Source organism: Pseudomonas sp. BF-R-30 (assembly GCF_019956175.1).
Classification (GTDB): domain Bacteria; phylum Pseudomonadota; class Gammaproteobacteria; order Pseudomonadales; family Pseudomonadaceae; genus Aquipseudomonas; species Aquipseudomonas jessenii.
Genome location: NZ_JAHBDE010000013.1, coordinates 41,199 through 61,788, shown reverse-complemented (window position 1 = coordinate 61,788; position 20,590 = coordinate 41,199). Strand labels below are relative to the sequence as shown.

Below are 20,590 nucleotides of genomic sequence, written 5' to 3'. Positions count from 1 at the left end.
TTATCCGGCAAGTCGTTGGGAAGCCGTGGCGTAGACAAAACCGGAGAACAGCCTGCGCGATGTACGCACCACTGAGGCACGAATTGTCTCACCCTGATCGCCGGTGTAGGACAATACGACATCTATCCCGCCACTTGGATGTTCAATGCGTACTTGCTTCAAGCGCGGCTCGCTAACCCCGCCGAGCAATTGCGCGACCACACTGCCTTCAGTAACACAAGCGGTGGCAAGGCCGATGGAACCGGTGATCGCCAAGGCCCGGTGGCAGTTGTGTGGCATGAAGTAGCGCACCTGAATTGTGCCGCCAGCCTTGGCCGATGACACCAGTACAGGCTTGGGAATCACTTTGTCGCTGACGTCACCCAGGCCCATTGCCAAGCCGGCTTGCAGTCGCAAGGACTCGAGGCGACGCAGGAACTCTTTGTCGGCATCCAGTTCAGCAGGACTTTCATCGCCGCGCTTACCCAGTTGGCCAGCTTCGATGATCATCATCGGCATCGCCATGTCGATGCAGGTCACTGGAATACCGTCGATCAAATCCTGCGTTTGCCCAGTCGGGAAAAGCTTGCCGGTCTTGCTGCCCGCAGCATCCAGGAAGGTGAGTTGCACAGGAGCAGCGGTACCCGGCACACCATCGATGGCGGTGTCACCTTCATAGCTGACCTTCCCACCGGGCGTCTGTACCTCGGCGTTCACAAAAGTGCCCGTGTTGAGGTTGCGAATACGCACACGTGTCAGGTCTTTGGAGGCTTTTACCAGCCCCTGCTCGATGGCGAACGGGCCAACGGCGCAAAGCATGTTGCCGCAATTAGGCGCGGTGTCGACTCGACGCTGGGAGACCATGACTTGAACGAACAGATAGTCGACATCCGCCTCAGGATGCAGCGACGGGCTGACGATCGCCACCTTGCTGGTTTGTGGGCTACCGCCACCAATTCCGTCAATTTCCAGTTCATGCCCAGAGCCCATGAGGTTGAGCAGCAGTTCATCACGGTCTTCGATCGCAACAGGTAGATCCCAGTCGAGGAACACTGGGCCCTTGGAAGTACCACCGCGCATTAGCACACAGGGAATTCGTTGCATGAACTCTAACTCTTGTTGATCAATCGGGGTAATTGATGTCTTGTGAGCAAGAGTCGCAGGCTTTAAAAATTGTTTCCAATGCAAATATCATCCTGATTATTGCGTTTTACGAATGATGAATTTAGGCTGACTGGGCTTAACAACTCTCGGCTAGTGAGATAAAAAAGTGAATTATGAGCTCAATGACATCCGATCTTTCGTGAAGATCGCCGAACTTGGAAGCTTCCACGAAGCTGCCGATGCATTGCATCTCTCTCAACCCGCGCTGAGTCGGAGAATGAAAAAGCTTGAAGAGGGATTGGGAACAGCGCTTCTTGATCGCACGACAAGAAGGGTAAGCCTCACCAGCGTTGGGCGAGACTTCCTGCCCAAGGCACGACGCTTATTGGATGACTTCGACGACTCGATACTTAACATCCGAGAGTTGGCGGAGCGGCAGAGCGGCCGCGTAACCCTTGCCTGTATCCCAACCGCAGCCTTCTACTTCCTCCCTTCGGTAATCCGCCTCTACAACGAGCGCTATCCACAAATCCGCATTCGCTTGCTTGATCTCAGTGCAAACGAAGGGCTGGAGGCTGTTCTGCGTGGCGAAGCCGACTTTGGCATCAACATGATGAGCGGCCAGCACCCAGACATAGAGTTCGTGCCGTTGGTCAACGAGCCTTTTGTTTTAGCTTGTCGACGCGATCATGAGTTGGCCGAGCGCAGCTCGGTCACCTGGTCTGAACTGAGCAATTACCGCCTTATCGGAGTCGGTCGCCTCAGCGGCAACCGCATGCTGCTTGACCACGCTTTGTCAGGCTTGAGCTGGCGTCCACAGTGGTTCTATGAGGTTCAACACCTGTCTACATCGCTGGGCCTGGTAGAAGCGGGATTAGGCGTCTCGGCAATGCCGAGCCTCGCAATGCCTGCTGTGGATCATCCAACCTTGGTAAGCGTCCCTTTGATAGAGCCTATAGTTAACCGATCGTTGGGACTGGTTTACCGGAGAGGCGCTTCACTATCTCCGGCAGCGGAAAAATTCGTCTCAATACTGCTTGAACAATGGGAGAAATAACCTCACGCCTCCTACTTTTTTGAGTTGACATAACAATTTTTAAACCGCGTTTCGCTGTCATGAATTGTCTCAGCCAAGTCCTGCACAGCGGTTGAAATCACAGAGTCTTACCGGTACCTGTAGAGCACCATTTTTTAGCAGGGAACGCACCATGCCGCCAAGATTCAAGGTGATCGAGACCACCTGCGCGCGGCGCGTTGGCGACGATCAGCAAGAACGAAGAGTTCATCAACAAGACGCTAGCGGTGCTTAGGGCTTCGAGCGCGTTGTTGAGAAGAAAAAAGCTTCCAGATCGCTCCGCAAGCAAACTGCTGAATACGCAACCGAGGGTGACCAAACCGCATGAGTGCGAGTGCTCTTCTCGGCACGCAAATCATGCTTGCGGATTCAAGCAGGAGGAAACCTGTAGGCAGAGCAACAGGAGCTGATCAGGAGATTTTCATCACTCCCGAACATCCATGAAGTCCCGGGCCCAATTCAAATATGTTTCCGGCAACGTGTAGGTAAAGGCCAGCTCGGTAGCGCTTAAGTTTGATGTGCTGCGCGTGAGCTGGCGTTGTTCACGAAGGCAGTCATAGGTCGCTTTAATGGAGGCGAAATAAGCACCATGACCTGCAACAATGATTCGTACACCTAGCTTGGCTAGCCGTTCGTTGTCGTTGAGTCTTGGATTTCCGTAAGTGACCAACATCAGTGGAATCGTGATGTGCTCCACTATCTGTTCGAGGTGCGCAAAATCTTGTACGCCAACAATACAAATGCCATCCGCGCCGGCCCGTTGATAAGCGCGCGTTCGGTGAATGACCTCATGCACAGGTAAAGCTGAGGCGTTGGTTCGAGCAATAATCGAAAGCTCCGGATCAACGCGTGCTTCCAGTGCCGCACGCACTTTGCCTACACCCTCTTCAGTGCTGATGAGGTCTGTTGATTTACACCCGAATTGAGCCGGAAGGAGGGTGTCTTCAATCATGAGTGCCGCTATTCCTGCGCGCTCCAACTCCTGGACAGTTCGCATGACGTTGAGTGCATTTCCGTAACCGTGATCGGCGTCAGCGATGACGGGCAATTGCGCCACACGACCAATTCTGGCCGCCTGTTCGACAAACTCAGACAGGGTAATGAGCGCGAAGTCTGGTGCAGCCAGAACCTGCAGAGATGCAACTGATCCCCCCAAAATACCCACTTCAAATCCGAGATCGGCGGCAATGCGTGCTGACATCGGATCAAAGACTGAAGCGGTCTGGAAACAGTTACTGGATGCCAGCAGCTCGCGAAACGAACGGCGTAATGCTTGGTGGGAAACTCTGGGCATGATCGCTCCTCACTGTGGCCGTCATCGTCTGAACGATCAGAGCCAACTCAAAAGTGCGGCGAGACTATCACGCAAAAAATAGCGGGTGATGACGTTTCAGAATGACCCGATGCACAGATGTCATTACCCATACTTGAGGGATGTTTTTCGCGCCTGGGAGCTTCGATCAACTGGCTGTTTTGCCATGGAGATCGCGGGAAGCTCCTTCGAGGGTTTTCCATAAGTTGCGCATCGTAGGGTTCTCATTGGTGATGGAGCAGTAGGAGCGTATCTCCAGTCGCGTGCTCCATTCATCACCACCCGCTTTTACCAACTGTCCTCGCTGAAGCTCGTCTATGACAGCGCTTTGTGGCAACCATGCCACCCCATAGCCCTCGACTGCCATCCGCATCAGTAGCATCGTCATATCCGCCTCGTAGCACCGCTCCAACATGCATACAGTCGGGCCATTCTTTATGACGATGTCGGCAACACGACCTAGAAAAGTCGTAGCTGTATAAGCGAGGTGAGGAACTGTTTTGCTGGAAGTGCCCGGTAAGGGATACAGCGGATTCCCATCGCTGTTAGGTGCGCACACAGGAATAAACGCATCATGACCCAAGGTCAAACTCCCGAACTTTTCCGAATCGAGAAGAATGGGCGCCAAGGGGTGATGATAGACAATCATCAGATCACAACTCCCCTCCTCCAGAGATATGACCGCGTCGTGGATGTTGGCGGCAACGACCCGCGCATTGAATTGCTCATTGTGCTGCTGAAATTGCTTCAGCCATTTCGGCAGGAATGTCATCGACAAGCTGTGGCCGGCAGTGACCTGGATGGATCGCCCTGGCATCCGCTCTACCTCGCGAAGGCTTGAGCGCAGCCTCATTAACCCCGCCAATGCCTCGCGACTTTCTTCACAAAATGTGCGGCCAGCAGAGGTCAGTTGGACAGGATAGGTGCCACGATCCACCAACTCCGCACCTACCCATTCTTCAAGTGACTTTATACGCCTCGACAAAGCCGACTGGGTCACACAGCGAACCTCCGCAGCCCGAGAAAAATTCTTCCACTCCGCGACCGCCAGAAGATCATCCAGCCATTTGATTTGCATACCGACACCTCATGCCCCGAATGAGCAGTTTACTGCGCCGCAGTCGGGATGAAGCAGCGATTTCGAAAACTATTCCAAAAGCGCATGAGGCTATCGGGATTACTCATCACGACCCTTCAACCCCAGCCCTAGAATCGAAAACGTAGAAGCGAGGCCGAAGAGCTTCGACCTAATGACACTTGTCTCCTGCCAAGTAAAAAAAGCAAAAAAACCACTTGAGGAAAGCTCCGTGAAGAAAAATAAACTTCCGCGTCGGATCGCAATTGGCATCGCCTTAGGCGTGCTTGTAGGTTGGGCGTGCCACCACTTCGCAGGGAGCGAACAAAGCGCCAAAGAGATCGCGTCTTACTTCTCGATGGTCACCGACATATTTTTACGCATGATCAAGATGATCATCGCGCCTCTGGTGTTCGCCACCTTGGTCGGCGGCATTGCCAGCATGGGAAACTCCCGCTCCGTTGGGCGCATTGGCCTGCGAGCCATGGCCTGGTTCGTCACCGCTTCGGTGATATCGCTGGCAATCGGCATGGGCCTGGTGAACCTGTTCCAACCCGGCGCAGGACTGAACATGGAGGTCGTCCAGCATGCGGCGAGCCCCGTGGTGAACACCGGGGATTTCAGCCTCAAGGTTTTCATCAGTCACGTGTTTCCCCGCAGCATTGCTGAAGCAATGGCCAACAACGAAATCCTGCAAATCGTGGTGTTCTCGTTGTTCTTCGGGTTTGCCTTGGCGGGTGTGAAGCGAGCGGGTTACACAACGATTGTCGATGGCATCGAAGAGCTGGCCAAGGTGATGTTCAAGGTCACTGACTTCGTCATGGCCTTCGCGCCAATCGGCGTTTTCGCAGCCATCGCATCGGCGATCACCACTCAAGGTCTTGGCTTGATAGTCGATTACGGAAAGCTGATTGCCGAGTTCTACTTGGGCATTGTGATTCTGTGGTGCGTGTTGTTCGCTGCCGGCTACCTGTTCCTGGGGCGCTCAGTGTTTACCTTGGGCAAGCTCATCCGCGAACCTGTTCTGTTGGCATTTTCCACTGCCAGTAGCGAGTCCGCATACCCGAAAACCATGGAGGCACTGGAGAAGTTTGGTGCGCCGAAGCGCGTATCAAGCTTCGTTCTACCGTTGGGGTACTCATTCAACCTTGATGGCTCGATGATGTATCAAGCGTTCGCCATCATGTTCATTGCACAGGCCTACAACGTCGACTTGAGCTTCACACAGCAACTGCTGATCTTGCTGACGCTGATGATCACCAGCAAGGGTATGGCGGGTGTAGCCCGAGCATCGGTGGTTGTGGTGGCGGCTACGTTACCCATGTTCAATCTTCCCGAAGCCGGTATTTTGTTGATCCTTGGCATTGACCAATTCCTCGATATGGCCAGGACTGCCACCAACGTCGTTGGCAATAGCATCGCGACGGCTGTGGTTGCCAAATCAGAATCACATGAAGAAGCTGAAGACGTGCCCGGCACTGAGTCTCCGCTCCCGATTCATACTGCAGCCACCGCGTGAGAACCTAACCATGAAAGGTAAATCGAAGCCGTCCAGCGGGTCATCGTTTGCTCGCAAACTAGGTATCGTCGGCGGGCTTGGCTCACTGGCCGGCGGCGATCTTTTCTACAAGTTGGTGAAGTCCAGAGCTGTTCTGGAGGATCAAGGTCGCTATCACTTCCTGTTTGAGCAACACCCCTTCAAAGACGTCCTGATGCCCCTGGATCGGGGCGCCAGTATGACCTCCAGGAAGTTCTATGTTTTCCAGGTTTGTCAGACATTCGAGGCCAGCGAAGTCAATGCAGTTTTACTGCCTTGTTTTGCCAGTCACACCTTTCTTGAGGAGATCCAGGAGGAAATTGGCATACCCGTTCTGGATATGATGGCGGCGTTACGCAAGCACGTGGATCATGTCGCTGAATGCGGCAGTACGTTGGGAATCATCGCGTCTGACTATGTTCGGCACTCAGGACTGTTTGAGCGCTATTTCGGCAATGACTTCAAGCTCATTTATCCAAATGATAACAAGCAGTCCGGATTGATGGACGCGATGTATGGCGTTAATGGTATCAAAGATGGGTACCTTGACGGTGTACCGCTGGAGTGTGTCTATCAGGCCTGCCTTTCGCTTCAGGATCAGGGGGCCACAATCATCCTGCCTGGCATGACTGAGCTCTCACTGGTCTGCGGCGATCTTCAACGGCGTGGCTTGACTGTCCTGGATATCAACGAGATTTATGCCACTTTCGCAACCTTGGAAAAAGGTCAGTCTACCCGCCCGCCATTCAAGCTTGGGATAGTGGGTGGAGTTGGGCCGGCAGCAACGGTCGACTTCATGGGTAAGGTCGTTGCGCATACACCGGCAGGTCGCGATCAAGAGCACATCAAAATGGTGGTCGAACAAAACCCCCAGATCCCTGATCGCACAGCGAACCTGCTGTATGACGAAACCGACCCGACGATGGCGATGTACGCAACATGCAAGCGACTGGAAAGCGCTGGCGCCAATGCCATAGCGATTCCGTGCAATACAGCTCATGCATTTGTTGAGCGCATTCAGGCGCACCTACGTGTGCCTATTGTGAACATGCTGACAGAGACAGTAGAGGCTATTGTGCAGAGGTATGGCGCTGGTAAAACCGTCGGGCTGCTAGCGACCTCAGGCACAATTAAAAGTCAGGTGTATCACGAGGCTGCTCGACGAGTTGGATTGCAAATAATTGCCCCTGGTGTCGATTACCAAGCGTTGGTGATGGAGTCGATTTACGGAGACAACGGAATCAAGGCGGGTTTCACAGACGGTATCTGCAAAGACCAGCTGCTGACCGCCGCAGAGCACTTGTGTGAACTGGGCGCTGATGTGCTCATCCTGGGATGTACGGAGCTACCTCTGGCGCTCGAGCATAGCGAATCCTACATGATCAAAAATCATGAGGTTGCATTGGTCGACCCGACAACCATTTTGGCGTTGAAGTGCATTGAGCTTGCCCGAGAAAATACGGTAAAGCCTAGTCAACCGGTTGGCTTATCGACTACAGAAAACCAACTCTAGAATCAACGTCCGCCAAACAGTAAAAAAGGCCCATCTCGGGCCTTTTTTGTACTCAAACCAAACTCACTTGGTCAGCCAGGACTCAACAGCGTCAAAACGGTGCCCGGCGATTTCAGACCTTTGCTACGCTACCCTCTTCCACGGAGGAATCACAATGTCGAATGCAGACCTACTCCCTTCCCTACTTTCAAGATCAATCAGAACTAGTAAGCTCTCGAAGCCGCGATCATGGAGTTGACGCTGTGGGTCGAACAGCGTGGCGCGGGTGAAGCTGGCGGCAATGTGCGCGGTGCTCTGGCAACGATCAGCAATAACGAAGAGTTCATCAACATGACTTTAGCGGTGCTCATGACGCCTGAGTGAGTAGTCTCTTGATAGGCTATCCGGGCCTCGTTGACCCGAAGTAGCGACCTTCTCGTTGATGTCACATCACACCACAGCTTAGCCATGGGCAAGCGATGACTCGAGCGCAGTATGATTTGAACACAAACTCCCCTCTCAATGCCCGTGAGGTCTACCAGGTTCTAAGGGACGCCTCCCGTGGCATACGCACCATCCAAACGACGCTGGCAACGGCGCGAGGGTATTCGAGGCCAATCTGTGCACGATGCGCTCCCCGCGATCGTGCCCGACCAGATGGAGGCGTTCACGCCCCAGAGCGCGCATCAGTGCCAGTTAGTATGCAGCCACCGCCCGAAGCCGTAGTGGGAAAGATCCGCTTGCATCGAAGGCTTACCCGACCCTGCCATAGCCGACCAGGTCAGCACACACTACGCTACAGCCCCGCGCGACCTTTGCTGGTGCGATTGCTTCTAGATCGCTAGCGGCTGGGGGAACCCGTGGAGCATCAGGACGGCATCGCCATCCCCCGCTGTAAAGCATACGATCTCAGTGCTGCTTCATCGTGAAAGCCTTTAAACATGGAACCTAAGCTCAGTAATGCCGCAGGGGCTTTGTTGGCGTTGAGTCTATCGGCCAGACAAAGGACGACCCGAGTAAGAGTTCAACGCCAGTGCTGCAATAAAGCGGCCGAGTGGTGCTGAGTGCTGAGGGCAGCATCTCGGGACTCGCAGCTTATGCCGGTTTCAGTCAGGAGCGGGCCCGCAAGCGGCGAGTGCGGAAAGCCCCCCACCCGCTGCCGAACACAGCTTTAAGGAACGCCCAGAATCCACTTTCGTTGGGGCAAGGTTCGCCACCTTTGGCAATGCGTTTGAGTTGTCCGGTGTACCAGAGGACTTCCATAATCCCCATGCGATCCACGGCCTTGATGCCGGTATTGATTGGTCGCACCTGTTGATTGCTGTCGCTCCCCCTCAGCAATGCCGCTGGGGCATCCGGATCAATGGCCAGCAGTCGTGCCAGACCGACCACATCTAGCGATCCGGAGCGCAGTGCCTCGTTCATCCCTGCCGCAGTGCGAAAACCGCCTGTGACCATCAAGGGCACTTGCACGTTAGCTCGAACCTTCGCGGCGAACTCTAGGAAGTAGGCTTCGCGCGCTACGGTAGAGCCTTTTTTCGGCTCATGCATCGCACCACTCATGGCTGGAGCCTCGTAGGTGCCGCCGGATATCTCGATTAGATCAATACCAGCGTCGATCAGCGCGCGGATAGTTTCCATCGACTCCTCTTCAGTGAAGCCACCGCGCTGGAAATCAGCCGAGTTGAGTTTAATCCCCACCGGGAAGTCCGCTCCGACCTGGCGTCGAATTTCGGCGTAGACGGACAGCACAAAACGGCGACGCTTCTCCGGTGTGCCACCCCATTCGTCTTCGCGCCGATTGTGATGGGGTGAGAGGAACTGATTGATTAGGTAGCCGTGTGCTCCGTGGATTTCCACGCCGCTGAAACCAGCTTTTTTGCAGATGGCGGCACTGCGCCCGAAGCGCTCGATGATGTCCTGGATCTCGGCAACAGTGGCTTCACGCGGGGTTTCGAAAAAGGCAGCCATATCCTCTCGAAACGGAACAGCCGATGGAGCAAGGTTGCTGGCGTTCAGCCCCTTTGTCGATTGTTTGCCTGGGTGGTTGAGTTGCACCCAGATCGCCGCCCCCTGGTCGGTAGCAACCTTCGCCCACTGCTGCAGTACCGGCAGATCCTCCTCGTCCTCAATGACGACATTGCCCGGTTCGCCAAGGGATCGACGGTCAATCATCACATTCCCCGTAATGATAAGCCCCAGACCGGAGGCTGCCCAGCGACGGTACAGTTCGACTAACCCTAGGGTAGGCCGGTTATTGTAAGTGCCCAGCGTCTCGCTCATCGATGCCTTGGCCAGTCGATTACGCAGCACGCTTCCGTTGGGCAGTTGCAGGGATTGGTTCAGCAGGTTTGTTTCAGCTTTCATCTGGTGTTCCCACAAGGCTGGAATGAGGAAGAGCAGCAAGCAATGTGTCCGGCAAGTTTTCCGGATTGAATTCGAGCACTTGAAACAGTTGCTCGAAGGTTTCGAGCTGTGTGTGCGGTAGATGAGCCCGACCTTCGCGCAACGCGTCTGCCGGCGAAATTTGTCGTAGGGCCAGCGCCATGAAGGTATTCAGATCGCAGTGGATGACCACATCGGCCGCTGGGGCAGAACCTGAGCGCGCGAGTATCTCGCTGTCATCCACGCGTATATGGAAGACTTCCTCGCCCACGTGAAACTCGTATGTGGCGCGTAATCCAGTGCTTGCATCGGAGCGGCCAATGCCCGTGAGGCTGAGGGCTATGAGTTCAGCGCGTGCAGTCGCGGGATCGATGCGTTCGTCCACTGGCAAGCTCAGCCCCCAGAGTCCTAGCGCGAGCAGTGGTTTACGCAACTGCTCCCCCAACTCCGTTAGTTCGTAGGCGGCCATTGGCGCTGTAGCAGGCTTGGCGATTCCGTTGTCTACCAGCACCTTCAGCCGTGCGGACAACCGGTTAGTCCCCATTGCAGGCAATACTGCCAACAGCTCTTTGAACCGCTTTGGGCCCAATAGCAGTTCGCGGAGCACCAATAGCGTCCAGCGCTCGCCTAGCACATCGAGGCTTCTGGCAATCGGACAAAGCTGCCCATAGGTCTTGTTTAGCATTTTGTCAGGCGCCATCGTCGTTAAAACGCAGTGCGGTCATAGGGAGCGACCAATTTGGGTGGCTGCAGGTAAGCAGTCAGTCCCTGGAAAAACATTACCTTGAGGAAATCACCGCTGATAACCAACTCCTCGTTACCCAGCCCCCTAAGGAACGCTGCCTGGCTGTCCTTGGCCGAGAGAATTGCAAAACCCTTATCGGCGTCTTTAAATTTCAAAGTGAAGAGCGGATTGTCGGCCAGGCCGGCAACGGATCGGATGGCGCCGTTTCGGATGACGAAATAGCGGCCGATACCAGCATCGGTACGGATCTGGAACACAAGATCCTCGCCTTCGATGTAGCGGGCGCAGTTGGGGTTTATCCTGACCTGCCGTTTCAGCAGTTGGGTGAACATCCACAATAGAAATTTGAACTTGATCATGGTGACAACCTTGAGTCGGTGGATCGGGTTTGACGTTATTCGCTGAGAAACCTAGCGGCGTGATAGAGAAAGCGCTCCGGGTACTGGAACTGCGCGCCGTGCCCGGCATCCGGATAAATAAATAACTGCGCGTTCGGCAGATTGCGCGCCATGTAGAACGAGTTGATGGTCGGAATCATTACGTCGTGCACGCCATTAAGGATAAACGTCGGTTGCTTGATTTGACGTAAGTAGGCAAACGGATCCTCTTCGGACACCCTCGGCAGATACAGCATGTTTGCCTCGATCTGCGCTGATGCAACCTCCTGCGAAGTAGGCGGATCCTGATCCTCGCGTTGATGCCGGCGCTCCCAGAATTCGCTTGCAGCTCGCTTTGCCACCTCGGAGCGGCCAAAAAACAGGTACTCAAAGTCTTCGTAGGTCGGAACTGGACGCGGCGCGGTTGTCAGCACCTTAGGCTCAATGTCCGGGTTGCCTCCACGCGGGCCTGTACCCAATAGCATCAGCTTACGAACAAGTGTGGGATGTCGCCATGTCAGATCCAACGCCTGGAAGCCGCCAAGTGAGAAGCCCAATACATCGATTTTCTCCAGGCCCAAGACATGTACGAAGGCGGCGGCATCATCAGCCATGTCTTCAATACGACGACGTGGCTGGCCGGAGGAAGAGGCCACGCCACGACCATTAAAGAGGATCACTTCCCGGCCCTGGGCCAAGCCGTCGGTCATCAGCGGATCCCAGTGATCCATGCCACCGCGAAAGTGCTGAAGCATCAGCAGCGGCGGCTGTTCGGTGGCCGTATTTCCCCACCTGCGGTAGGCGAAGCGGTCGCCATCGATCTCGCTGAAGCGAGTTTGGGCAGTCTGATGCGTATCGGTCATGTCTTTCCTCACGAGCGGTTTCGGATTCTGAGGCTGGAGCAATTCTAGCCTGTGATCGTCGGTATTTACTATACAAAAAATATAGCATTAATGAAATACGAATCGTATAGTGAATTCGTGACTGGGCCTTGCTCTGCTTTTGCAGGCCATGACCTCTCCAAAAAAATAAAAATGGGAGCGTAACGTGGAACTGGTTTTCGACTTTGACTTCATCGTCATAGGCTCGGGCTTCGGCGGCAGCGTTTCGGCGCACCGGCTGACGGAGAAGGGCTACCGTGTTGGCGTGATGGAAATGGGGCGCCGTTGGCGTGCCGAGGACTTTCCGAAAAGCAACTGGGATCTGCGTAGATGGATGTGGATGCCTGCGCTGAAAATGTTCGGCTTCTACAACATGCGGATGTTTCGACACGTGGTCGTCGCAAGCGGCAATGCGGTCGGCGGAGGCTCCATCACCTACGCCAACGCACTGCTGAGGCCTTCCGATAAGGTATGGGACGAGGGCTCATGGGCAGGTCTGGCAGATTGGAAGAGCATCATGCCAAGGCACTATGCAGAGGCCGAGAGAATGCTGGGAGTGACTGAGGGCAAAATCCTGGGAGAAGCGGATTTGCGTCTTAAAAGGATGGCGGAGCTAAATGGCGTCGCCCACACCTTTCACGCACCCAATGTTGGTACCTTCTTCGCTCCAGAGGGCGAGGTCGCGGGCAAAACCTATCCCGATCCGTACTTCGGCGGTGAAGGCCCTGAGCGAGGCAGTTGCGTGGGCTGCGGCGGCTGCATGATGGGCTGCCGGCACAATGCCAAGAACACACTCGACAAGAACTACCTGTTTTTGGCTGAGAAGCACGGAGCTCAAGTCTTTGCGGAAACTCAAGTCGTAGACGTCCGACCGTTGAATGGCAAGGTGGACGGCAGCGATGGCTACGAGATCCACACGCAATGTTCGACTTCCTGGTTCCGCAAGAGTAAGCGGGTCCTCCGCGCCCGAGGCGTGGTGTTCGCGGCATCCTCGTTAGGGACGATGGAGTTGCTGTTCCGGCTCAGGGAGAAAGGCTCTCTGCCTAGTATCAGTCAGGATCTGGGTAAACGGATACGCACCAATGCCGAGTCACTTATCGGCGTCCGCTTCCCTTCCACAGATAAAAGTATGTCGCCAGGCTTGGCGGGCGGGGCCAGTATCTACTTGGACGAGCATACTCATATAGGTGTCGTACGCTATCCGGAAGGGTCAGATGCCATAGGGCTGATGATGACGCTGATGAGCGGTGGTCGCCCTGGCTGGAGGCGAATTAGTACTTGGATACTGACATTACTCAGGCACCCGATGCAGGCCCTACGGGTACACAACCCCAGAGGCTTCGCACGGGAAAACATGTTGTTGCTTGTGATGCAAACGGTCGATGCTCATATCAATATGCGTCTTAAACGTCGCTGGTACTGGCCGTTTGGAAGCCGTCTAGTGACAGAAGGCGGCCCAATTCCTACGTTCATCCCGCAAGCGAATGCCTTCGTCGAGAAGGGTGCCAAGGCACTAGGTGGTATAGCGACCACCTTCCTCAGCGAAATTCTGTTCAACATTCCAACAACCGCGCATTGCATGGGCGGTTGCGCCATGGCGGAATCCGACGGCCATGGTGTCATGGACGCGCAAAATAGAGTGTTTGGATATCGCAACCTCCTGATCTGCGACGGATCAATGCTCAGTGCCAACCTTGGCGTGAACCCAAGTCTGACGATCACTGCACTAGCGGAACACGCGATGTCGTACATACCAGTGAAAGGGAAACCTCAAATCGAAACTCGGATTGCGATGACCCAATTGGAATAACGGGTTGCTTTACGGGCGAACGCGCTCGGTAACAAGAGCAGAACCGTTGCGCCACTTGGATGCGGCGACTAAGACGCTGATAAACGTCTCGAATTGCAGAGGCCGATTAGCGACTGCGTTTGCGCTGGTTTTGCCAGGGGTACAACTATCCATGTCCAAAAGTCATACAGGACGACGCGAATTATGCCTTCTACAGAATCTTTCTAAAGAAGCCGTAAGAGAACTTTTAAATCGATAAAAAACCACATCAATACAGAATCAGATTAGTCATATTAAAGAACTGCCATCCTTAGCGGAAAACGGCACCATCGCCTAAGCATAAAAACAAAAATTGGTCATCTAATGAATACAAAAAAAACAGTTGAACCATCAGCTGGCGTGACACCTCATCCCTGCCCTAACGTCCAGTCTAAACTTAAAACAAACTCAGACCTTACCCCGCGCAGTTCAATACTCTTCGGGGCGACTCTACTACTAACACTAGGAACTCCATCTGCTTCATGGGCAAATGGACTTGCGCTCAACGAACAAAGCGCTAGTGCTGCGGGGACTGCTTATGCTGGCCGCTCCTCGTCAGCAATAGACGCAAGCACCGTGTATGGTAACCCAGCGGGTTTAAGTAAAATCAAAAAAATAGAGGTAAGCGGCGGACTGGCATTAATTGACGCAACAGTTAACATAAGCGATGCAAGAAGTACTGCCCCAGGTACCACTGACGGCAATTCCGTACCTCTTACAGCTATTCCTTTTGGATACTTCTCCTCGCCAATCGACGATCGTTTTACCGCTGGCATTGGTCTGTATGCGTCATACGGCCTCGTTAATGATTATGAGAGCTCCTTCCAAGGTCGCTACCATGGCTCCTACAGCAAGGTTCAGGTTAAAACATTGCACCCTGCTGTCTCGTACCGCTTAAACGATCGAGTAGCTATTGGCATTGGCACCACATTCAATCGTATTGAGAACAACCTCCAGTCCTATTTAGCCACAGGAGCTTTGAATGATGGAAAGGACACGCAGCTTACTGTAAAAGGCAACGATACTGCCATTGGCTATAATTTGGGCCTGATGGTTGATGTGAACGAATCAACCACATGGGGATTAACTTATCAACTCTGATCTGACTATCGATATAGCCTATACCTATCTAAGGGAGTCAACCACATCTGTTAATCAAACCGATACAAACGGTTTACAACCCGGATTTAGCGCTAAATACAATAATAGCGCACACATTATAGCAGCACAGTTAACACATCGATTTTGACGTCCCTTTGGCGTGGCATCTTGAATAATGCCATCGTCATTCTTGCTGAGTAAGAGGACGTTGCGCGTTTCTTATAAAGGAACATGAATCACCCCAGTACTTAAGCCGCTCGGATATCTCCGACTGGAAAAAACCGGATGATGCAATGCCAAACTCTTCGACTTGAACCCCGAAATCTTCAGAAACAGAAGGAACCCATACCGACATGAGGGCATAAATCTACTAATAGACATATCTGAGTCAGTACTAAAAGCGATCGCCTCCATAGCCGAGGCACCAAAGTCACCCCTGTCGACGATACAAGGAAAAATCCTGATTCGACACTCAGATTATAACATTGTCTCGGCACACCATCTTTTCAATAGTGGCTTTTCAAGCCGCCGACAATGGCAAGGCGCCCCATAAACTCGACTAGATCATAAAACTATAGCAATAACACCACACGGCAAGTGTTTTGATTTTAGTCATCCTTGCCCCAACTCAGCTAATTAATAAGATAGTCAAATTAGGTCTGAAAATGAGAACCAGCAAAGCACAGGCGCGGAAAAATCGGGTACGCGTTGTTGAGTCAGCTTCAGTGCTGTTCCGCGAGCGCGGCTATGACGGTATCGGGGTTAAGGAATTGATGGCGGGGGTCGGACTCACTCATGGAGGGTTTTACAACCAATTCAGCTCAAAGTCGACACTGATGATCGAAGCTACGTCGTTTGCTCTTTCCCAAATGACTGTTGACTCCAATGCGAGTGACTTCATCAATTACTACGTTTCCCGTGCTCACCGTGATTCAGTCGGCCAAGGTTGCGCGATCGCTGCGCTCGGTGGCGATGCTGCTCGTCAACATATAGAAATCAAGTCCGTATTTGAGACTGGCATAGAGAAGCTAATATCAGGCTTGAGTTCCGGGCTATCCGCTAACGAGCAAAAGGAAGCCCGTGCCAAGGCAGTTTCATTGTTGGCACAAGCGGTCGGAGCCATTGTACTGTCGCGGGCCTGCCCAGATGATACGCCGCTAGCCGACGAAATCCTGGACAGCTGTAAGCTGTCGCTCGCCATTTAGTTAGCGCCTAGAAGCATGTGTTTCGCCCGCAAGAGCCCTAATTGTTGGCACCGATGCCGAATTGACCCAGTTGCCGAGATGTCACTGACCCAGTCTGTTCCTCTCGAACCATTGCCCATGCGAGATTTGTGCAGATTTTGAGGTGGGTCAGTCTTGCTTCAGCTCGTGGGTCAATTCGGCGCCAGCGTCAACAGGACGTGTCAGCGCAGAGGTAAATTGACCAGCTCAGAACTCTCGAAATGAGCGCGATACGTTTTATGTTGCACGTTTAAAGAAGGGGAATGCTGTAGCTTACAAACACCCGGTTCTGATCTTGATCACGGGCGGCTTCGCTATTGGATTTACCGTTGCGCCAGCCGAAGCCAACACCTTTGAGCGCGCCCGACTGAAGGACGTAGTCCAGAAAGATATCCCTTTCCCATTCTTTCTGATTGTCGCCGGATCTCGTCTTGATATTGTCCCCGGAGACGTACATGACCGAGGCTTTCAGGCCTGGGACACCCAGGGCGGCAAAGTCATAGGCGTACTGACCGAATGACGTACGCTCCCCTGCACGGGTGAAGCTCTGGATCAGACGATCTGTATACAGGTACAAGCTGCTACCTCCGGCGCCTTTATCTACCAAGCTACCCTGGTTGACTTGGGTGAAGCTGCTACCGTCCGAAACGCTTTGGTAGCCCGCCGTTATCGCATGACCGCCAAGGGTGTATATCAATGCAGCGCTCCAGAGACGGTTGTCGATCGCGCCATCACCGTTTTTGGTGTAGCCACTGATTCTGTAACCCGATGTACCGGAGCTGTTTTCCCCTGACGAGTCAGTTTTGAAGTAGCGCAGGTCGGTTTTCAGGGATTGGTTGTCCGAGAACGGAAGCGTGTGAATCAGTCCAAAAAACTGCTGGTTATAGTAGTTCTCGAGATGGGCATAGTAGTACTGAGCCGTCAGATCCTTGGTGACTTTCCAGTCGCCCCCGGCGAAGTCGAACTGGTTGCTTTCACGCGTACCGCCCATAGCGGCCAGCCCCGTCTGATCAGTTGAACCGCGACCTGTTGCATGTTCAATTCGCCCACCCGTCAGGGTCAGATCCTTGAACTCGCTCGAGGTGATTTGGCCGCCCTCAAAGGTTTGTGGAAGCACCCGTCCATCATTGGCGACCAGAATCGGAAGTTTCGGAATCAAGGTGCCGTAGCGTAGTTCGGTCTTCGACATTTTGACTTTTCCGGTCAGCCCCAGCCGGCTCCACTCGTCGACGGCGCGGTTGTCACTGTCCGAGGGAATCATAGAGCTGCCGACGTGTCGTCCCTTGCCAGTGTCCAGGGTAATGCCCAGCAACCCCAGGGTATCAACACCAAAACCAACGGCGCCATCGGTATATCCCGACTTGAAGTCCAACATGAAACCCTGCGCCCACTCCTCGGTTTTCGAAGGGGCAGCGGTGCCATCACGGTTGTCGTTATTGAAGTAGAAATTCCTCATTCCCAAGGTAGCTTTGCTATCACTTAGGAAGTCAGCAAACGCCTGGCCACTTAGGGCAATGCTGCCAAACACCAAAGTTGCAGAAATTTTCTTTACGTTCACTTATAACGCTCCGATTTTTTTATAATTTGTAAGTAAAAGAAGCAACAAGAAAACCTTCCAAGCCAACGCAACACACACGAATCCAACACAGAATTCGCTAATGCGAACGCATCAACCTAATTTGCACACTGGGAGTTCCCTCCATCGCATCTAATGGTGCAATCCACCTTTCTGACTCCAGATGGATTTTGGGATTTTTTATCCAGGCAAACTTACCATTGCGCCGCTTACAACATTCATATCTGAAAATTGTGCGCGAGAAGTGATCGCCGCGACCAATAGTAGTTTTTACTACTGCTCGGCACTGCAGGCACCTTTCACTTCTTTGCAGCGCGCACAATTACTCAGTACCTAATTAGTAGCGCCGCGCGAGCTATATCTGCGACCCAAATGTATGTCGACGACGCGATGGTAGTTTTTCGTGGGCCTATGAGTGGAAATTAGTTTCTATAATTTCCTCCATACCAAACAATTCAGCCCCCTAGGAGCGAGCTGAACACGCCCTAGCAATTTTAAGCTAAACGGACAATTGCATCGCGACTGCCTGCTTGCTCGCGAAGTAAAAACTTCTGGATTTTCCCAGTTGCGGTTTTTGGCAACTCCGTAAAGATCACCCTGCGAGGGCATTTGAATCGAGCAAGACGGGCTTGGCAGAACACAATTATTTCTGCCTCGGTGGGAGGCTCAATACCACTCTTTAGTTCAACAAACGCGCAGGGGACTTCCCCCCATTTATCATCAGGCTGAGCGACGACTGCGGCATGTAAAACAGCTGGATGACAGTGGATGGTTTCTTCGATCTCTACGGACGAGATATTCTCCCCTCCGGAAATAATGACGTCCTTGCAACGGTCGGTAATTTGTACATAACCGTTGGGATGCACAACTGCTACATCACCAGTATGAAACCAGCCGCCTTCAAAGGCTTTTCGGGTTGCGCTTTCATTCTTCAGATAACCCATCATCACGGTGTTGCCCTTGAGCAGCAGCTCACCAGTTGTTTGGCCGTCTTTTGGTACTGGCTGCATAGTTTCGGAGTCAGCGACCATCAAGCCTTCGAAGGCTGCTGCACGAGCCCCTTGGCGTACACGGAGAGCGCCTTGCTCACTCGGTGTTAAATCGTCCCAGCCGTCTTGCCATACGCAGCTAATCGGGGTGCCGGAAACTTCTGTAATTCCATATACGTGGTCGACGTCGAAGCCTTGTGAGACTACGGCGTTGAGTACGGCGGCCGGAGGTGGGGAACCAGCAGTCAGCACTCGAACCGGAGTTTTAAGCGGAGGACGGTCTGCGGCGTTCGCAATCATGGCCATAACAATAGGCGCCGCACAGAAATGATCGACACCATAGTTATCTATCGACTCAAACACCGTCTCTGCGGAAACTTTTCTCAGGCACACGTGCGTGCCGGCCGCCGCAGTGATAGCCCAGGTAAAACACCATCCGTTAGCGTGGAACATAGGTAGTGTCCACAGGTAACGAGGAGCCCGAGAAAGCGGCCAGTTAGTCATCTGCAGCATGCTCATGAGGTATGTGCCGCGATGGCTAGCGACGACACCCTTTGGATCGCCGGTTGTACCTGAGGTGTAGTTGAGCGCTATCGGCTGCCACTCGTCACTGGGCCATACGCCCTCGAAATCAGGACTACCGCTGCCAATGAAGGTTTCATAATCGATGTCTCCATTGCTTTTGCAAATGGGCGCCAGGTGATCATTGATGTCGATGACCATAGGGCGGTGCTCCAGGAGATCAAGAGCGGCATCAGCCAGTGCAGCAAACTCTCGATCCACCAAGAGGAGCTTGCATTCCCCATGACGAAGTATGAATGCCACTCCTTCAGCATCCAGGCGGTAGTTAACTGTATTCAGTACCGCGCCGCAGAGGGGGATCCCAAAATGCGCCTCGAGCATGGCAGGGGTATTGGGGGACAGAATTGAAACGGTGTCTCCCGAACCCATGCCTTTTTCGGAAAGTGCTGAGGCTAGGCGATAGCACCGTTCGCGAGTTTCACTCCAGGTTCTGCGAAGTTCACCATGAACTACAGCTATCCGATCCGGGTGCACAAGTGCTGCGCGATCTAGAAAACCAAGTGGAGTCAGGGGCAAATAGTTTGCCGTGCAGTGATCAAGCCCATTCTCATAAGCACCAGGTTTCATGGTGTTGTCTCCTTATTATTGTGATGAAAAGTGGAAAACGCGCTCACCGGCTCCCGATCAGTAACCAAGGTGTTCTCAATACTGGTCTCGTCGGCGTATCCAAGACTCATTCCGCAAACCAGCATTTGATCAGCGGGGATCGCAAGGGCTTGCGAAATAACGTGGTGATATTTTAAAAAGGCTGCTTGTGGGCAGGTGTGCAACTTCCTCCCTCGCGCGGCCACCATCACGGCCTGCAGAAACATTCCGTAGTCAAGGAGACTCCCCTCCTTAAGCACTCGATCAATGGTAAAAATCAAGCCGACTGGCGCATCAAAGAAATGGTAATTGCGACCGTGTTGCGCATGCATCCGCTGCTTGTCACCCTTTGCAATTCCCAGCAGTCCATAGAGTTCCCAACCTACTTTCCTTCGCCGATCCACGTATGGCGAAGTCCATTCGCGTGGGTAATATTCGTATGCGTCTTCAAGGTTGTTGCTGAGTGACGGATTGTTGTCAATTTCCGCGATGGCGCATGAAAGATGAGTCTTTGCTTCTCCAGTGACAACATGGACGCGCCAAGGCTGCATGTTCACTCCCGTTGCGCAGAATCGAGCGATATCAAGGATCGATTCAATTTCTTCGCGTGGCACAGGAGTGGGCAAAAAAGCCCGAATGCTACGTCGTGAAGCTATCGCCCAATCAACCGTTTGGCTAAGCAGTTCAGACGATACTGGCGGTTGGGATAAGCGATTCATTTTCATGCCTTCGATTCCACGGATT

Annotated in this window: 17 protein-coding genes and 1 pseudogene; 8 read left to right on the top strand and 10 right to left on the bottom strand. The window is 53.3% G+C overall.

Translation table 11 applies throughout. The annotated features are described in order from the left end of the window. The gene (locus KGB20_RS09595) at nucleotides 1-1,083 is read right to left on the bottom strand and encodes a 4-oxalomesaconate tautomerase (RefSeq protein ID WP_218543173.1); all 1,083 of its coding nucleotides are present in this window, start codon (nucleotides 1,081-1,083) and stop codon (nucleotides 1-3) included. Nucleotides 1,084-1,249: 166 nt separating this feature from the next. Here KGB20_RS09595 and KGB20_RS09590 point away from each other — a divergent pair, with 166 nt between their 5' ends. Continuing rightward, on the top strand, nucleotides 1,250-2,140 hold the full coding sequence (locus KGB20_RS09590; RefSeq protein WP_015095835.1) for a LysR family transcriptional regulator: 891 nt from the start codon (nucleotides 1,250-1,252) through the stop codon (nucleotides 2,138-2,140). 442 nt (nucleotides 2,141-2,582) lie between these two features. On the opposite strand, the gene KGB20_RS09585 is transcribed toward KGB20_RS09590, so the two are convergent. Beyond that, nucleotides 2,583-3,452 carry an oxaloacetate decarboxylase gene (locus tag KGB20_RS09585; protein ID WP_218543171.1) on the bottom strand — a complete coding sequence of 290 codons (870 nt, stop codon included), beginning with the start codon at nucleotides 3,450-3,452 and terminating at the stop codon, nucleotides 2,583-2,585. Nucleotides 3,453-3,618: 166 nt separating this feature from the next. Continuing rightward, a complete protein-coding gene (locus KGB20_RS09580) occupies nucleotides 3,619-4,548 on the bottom strand; it encodes a LysR substrate-binding domain-containing protein (RefSeq protein ID WP_218543167.1) in 930 nt (309 codons plus the stop codon). Between the two features lie 229 nt (nucleotides 4,549-4,777). Here KGB20_RS09580 and KGB20_RS09575 point away from each other — a divergent pair, with 229 nt between their 5' ends. From KGB20_RS09575 to KGB20_RS09565, 3 genes and pseudogenes are all read left to right on the top strand, one after another. Further along, the gene (locus KGB20_RS09575) at nucleotides 4,778-6,064 is read left to right on the top strand and encodes a dicarboxylate/amino acid:cation symporter (RefSeq protein ID WP_218543222.1); all 1,287 of its coding nucleotides are present in this window, start codon (nucleotides 4,778-4,780) and stop codon (nucleotides 6,062-6,064) included. Between the two features lie 10 nt (nucleotides 6,065-6,074). After that, nucleotides 6,075-7,595 (top strand): amino acid racemase, encoded by a 1,521-nt coding sequence (locus KGB20_RS09570; RefSeq protein WP_218543164.1) that lies wholly within the window; start codon nucleotides 6,075-6,077, stop codon nucleotides 7,593-7,595. Between the two features lie 154 nt (nucleotides 7,596-7,749). Further along, a pseudogene (locus tag KGB20_RS09565) lies at nucleotides 7,750-7,958 on the top strand (hypothetical protein). A 726-nt stretch (nucleotides 7,959-8,684) separates the two neighbouring features. Here KGB20_RS09565 and KGB20_RS09560 read toward each other — a convergent pair. The 4 genes from KGB20_RS09560 to KGB20_RS09545 are packed head-to-tail and all read right to left on the bottom strand — an operon-like array spanning nucleotide 8,685 to nucleotide 11,944. Next, entirely contained in the window at nucleotides 8,685-9,941 is a 1,257-nt protein-coding gene (locus KGB20_RS09560) for an NADH:flavin oxidoreductase/NADH oxidase family protein (RefSeq protein WP_218543161.1), read from the bottom strand. Next, nucleotides 9,931-10,644, bottom strand: coding sequence for a winged helix-turn-helix transcriptional regulator (locus KGB20_RS09555; protein WP_218543159.1), 714 nt, complete (start codon nucleotides 10,642-10,644; stop codon nucleotides 9,931-9,933). The genes KGB20_RS09560 and KGB20_RS09555 overlap by 11 nt, the downstream gene beginning before the upstream one ends. Nucleotides 10,645-10,664: 20 nt before the next feature. Beyond that, nucleotides 10,665-11,063 carry a helicase gene (locus KGB20_RS09550; protein WP_218543156.1) on the bottom strand — a complete coding sequence of 133 codons (399 nt, stop codon included), beginning with the start codon at nucleotides 11,061-11,063 and terminating at the stop codon, nucleotides 10,665-10,667. A 35-nt stretch (nucleotides 11,064-11,098) separates the two neighbouring features. Then, the gene (locus KGB20_RS09545) at nucleotides 11,099-11,944 is read right to left on the bottom strand and encodes an alpha/beta fold hydrolase (protein ID WP_218543152.1); all 846 of its coding nucleotides are present in this window, start codon (nucleotides 11,942-11,944) and stop codon (nucleotides 11,099-11,101) included. A gap of 184 nt (nucleotides 11,945-12,128) precedes the next feature. Here KGB20_RS09545 and KGB20_RS09540 point away from each other — a divergent pair, with 184 nt between their 5' ends. The 4 genes from KGB20_RS09540 to KGB20_RS09525 all read left to right on the top strand — a co-directional run bounded on the left by KGB20_RS09540 (nucleotide 12,129) and on the right by KGB20_RS09525 (nucleotide 16,096). Beyond that, nucleotides 12,129-13,772 carry a GMC oxidoreductase gene (locus KGB20_RS09540; RefSeq protein ID WP_223507845.1) on the top strand — a complete coding sequence of 548 codons (1,644 nt, stop codon included), beginning with the start codon at nucleotides 12,129-12,131 and terminating at the stop codon, nucleotides 13,770-13,772. Nucleotides 13,773-14,114: 342 nt separating this feature from the next. Further along, the gene (locus tag KGB20_RS09535; RefSeq protein ID WP_411740892.1) at nucleotides 14,115-14,891 is read left to right on the top strand and encodes an OmpP1/FadL family transporter; all 777 of its coding nucleotides are present in this window, start codon (nucleotides 14,115-14,117) and stop codon (nucleotides 14,889-14,891) included. Beyond that, on the top strand, nucleotides 14,881-15,039 hold the full coding sequence (locus KGB20_RS09530) for an outer membrane protein transport protein (protein WP_223532216.1): 159 nt from the start codon (nucleotides 14,881-14,883) through the stop codon (nucleotides 15,037-15,039). Before KGB20_RS09535 ends, KGB20_RS09530 begins: the two co-directional genes overlap by 11 nt. A gap of 517 nt (nucleotides 15,040-15,556) precedes the next feature. Then, nucleotides 15,557-16,096, top strand: coding sequence for a TetR/AcrR family transcriptional regulator (locus KGB20_RS09525; protein ID WP_218543148.1), 540 nt, complete (start codon nucleotides 15,557-15,559; stop codon nucleotides 16,094-16,096). 268 nt (nucleotides 16,097-16,364) lie between these two features. Here KGB20_RS09525 and KGB20_RS09520 read toward each other — a convergent pair whose 3' ends face one another. From KGB20_RS09520 to KGB20_RS09510, 3 genes are all read right to left on the bottom strand, one after another. Further along, entirely contained in the window at nucleotides 16,365-17,672 is a 1,308-nt protein-coding gene (locus KGB20_RS09520; RefSeq protein WP_218543146.1) for an OprD family porin, read from the bottom strand. Nucleotides 17,673-18,184: 512 nt separating this feature from the next. After that, a complete protein-coding gene (locus tag KGB20_RS09515) occupies nucleotides 18,185-19,828 on the bottom strand; it encodes an AMP-binding protein (RefSeq protein WP_218543144.1) in 1,644 nt (547 codons plus the stop codon). After that, nucleotides 19,825-20,571, bottom strand: coding sequence for a nitroreductase (locus KGB20_RS09510; RefSeq protein WP_218543142.1), 747 nt, complete (start codon nucleotides 20,569-20,571; stop codon nucleotides 19,825-19,827). The genes KGB20_RS09515 and KGB20_RS09510 overlap by 4 nt, the downstream gene beginning before the upstream one ends. Nucleotides 20,572-20,590 lie beyond the last annotated feature (19 nt).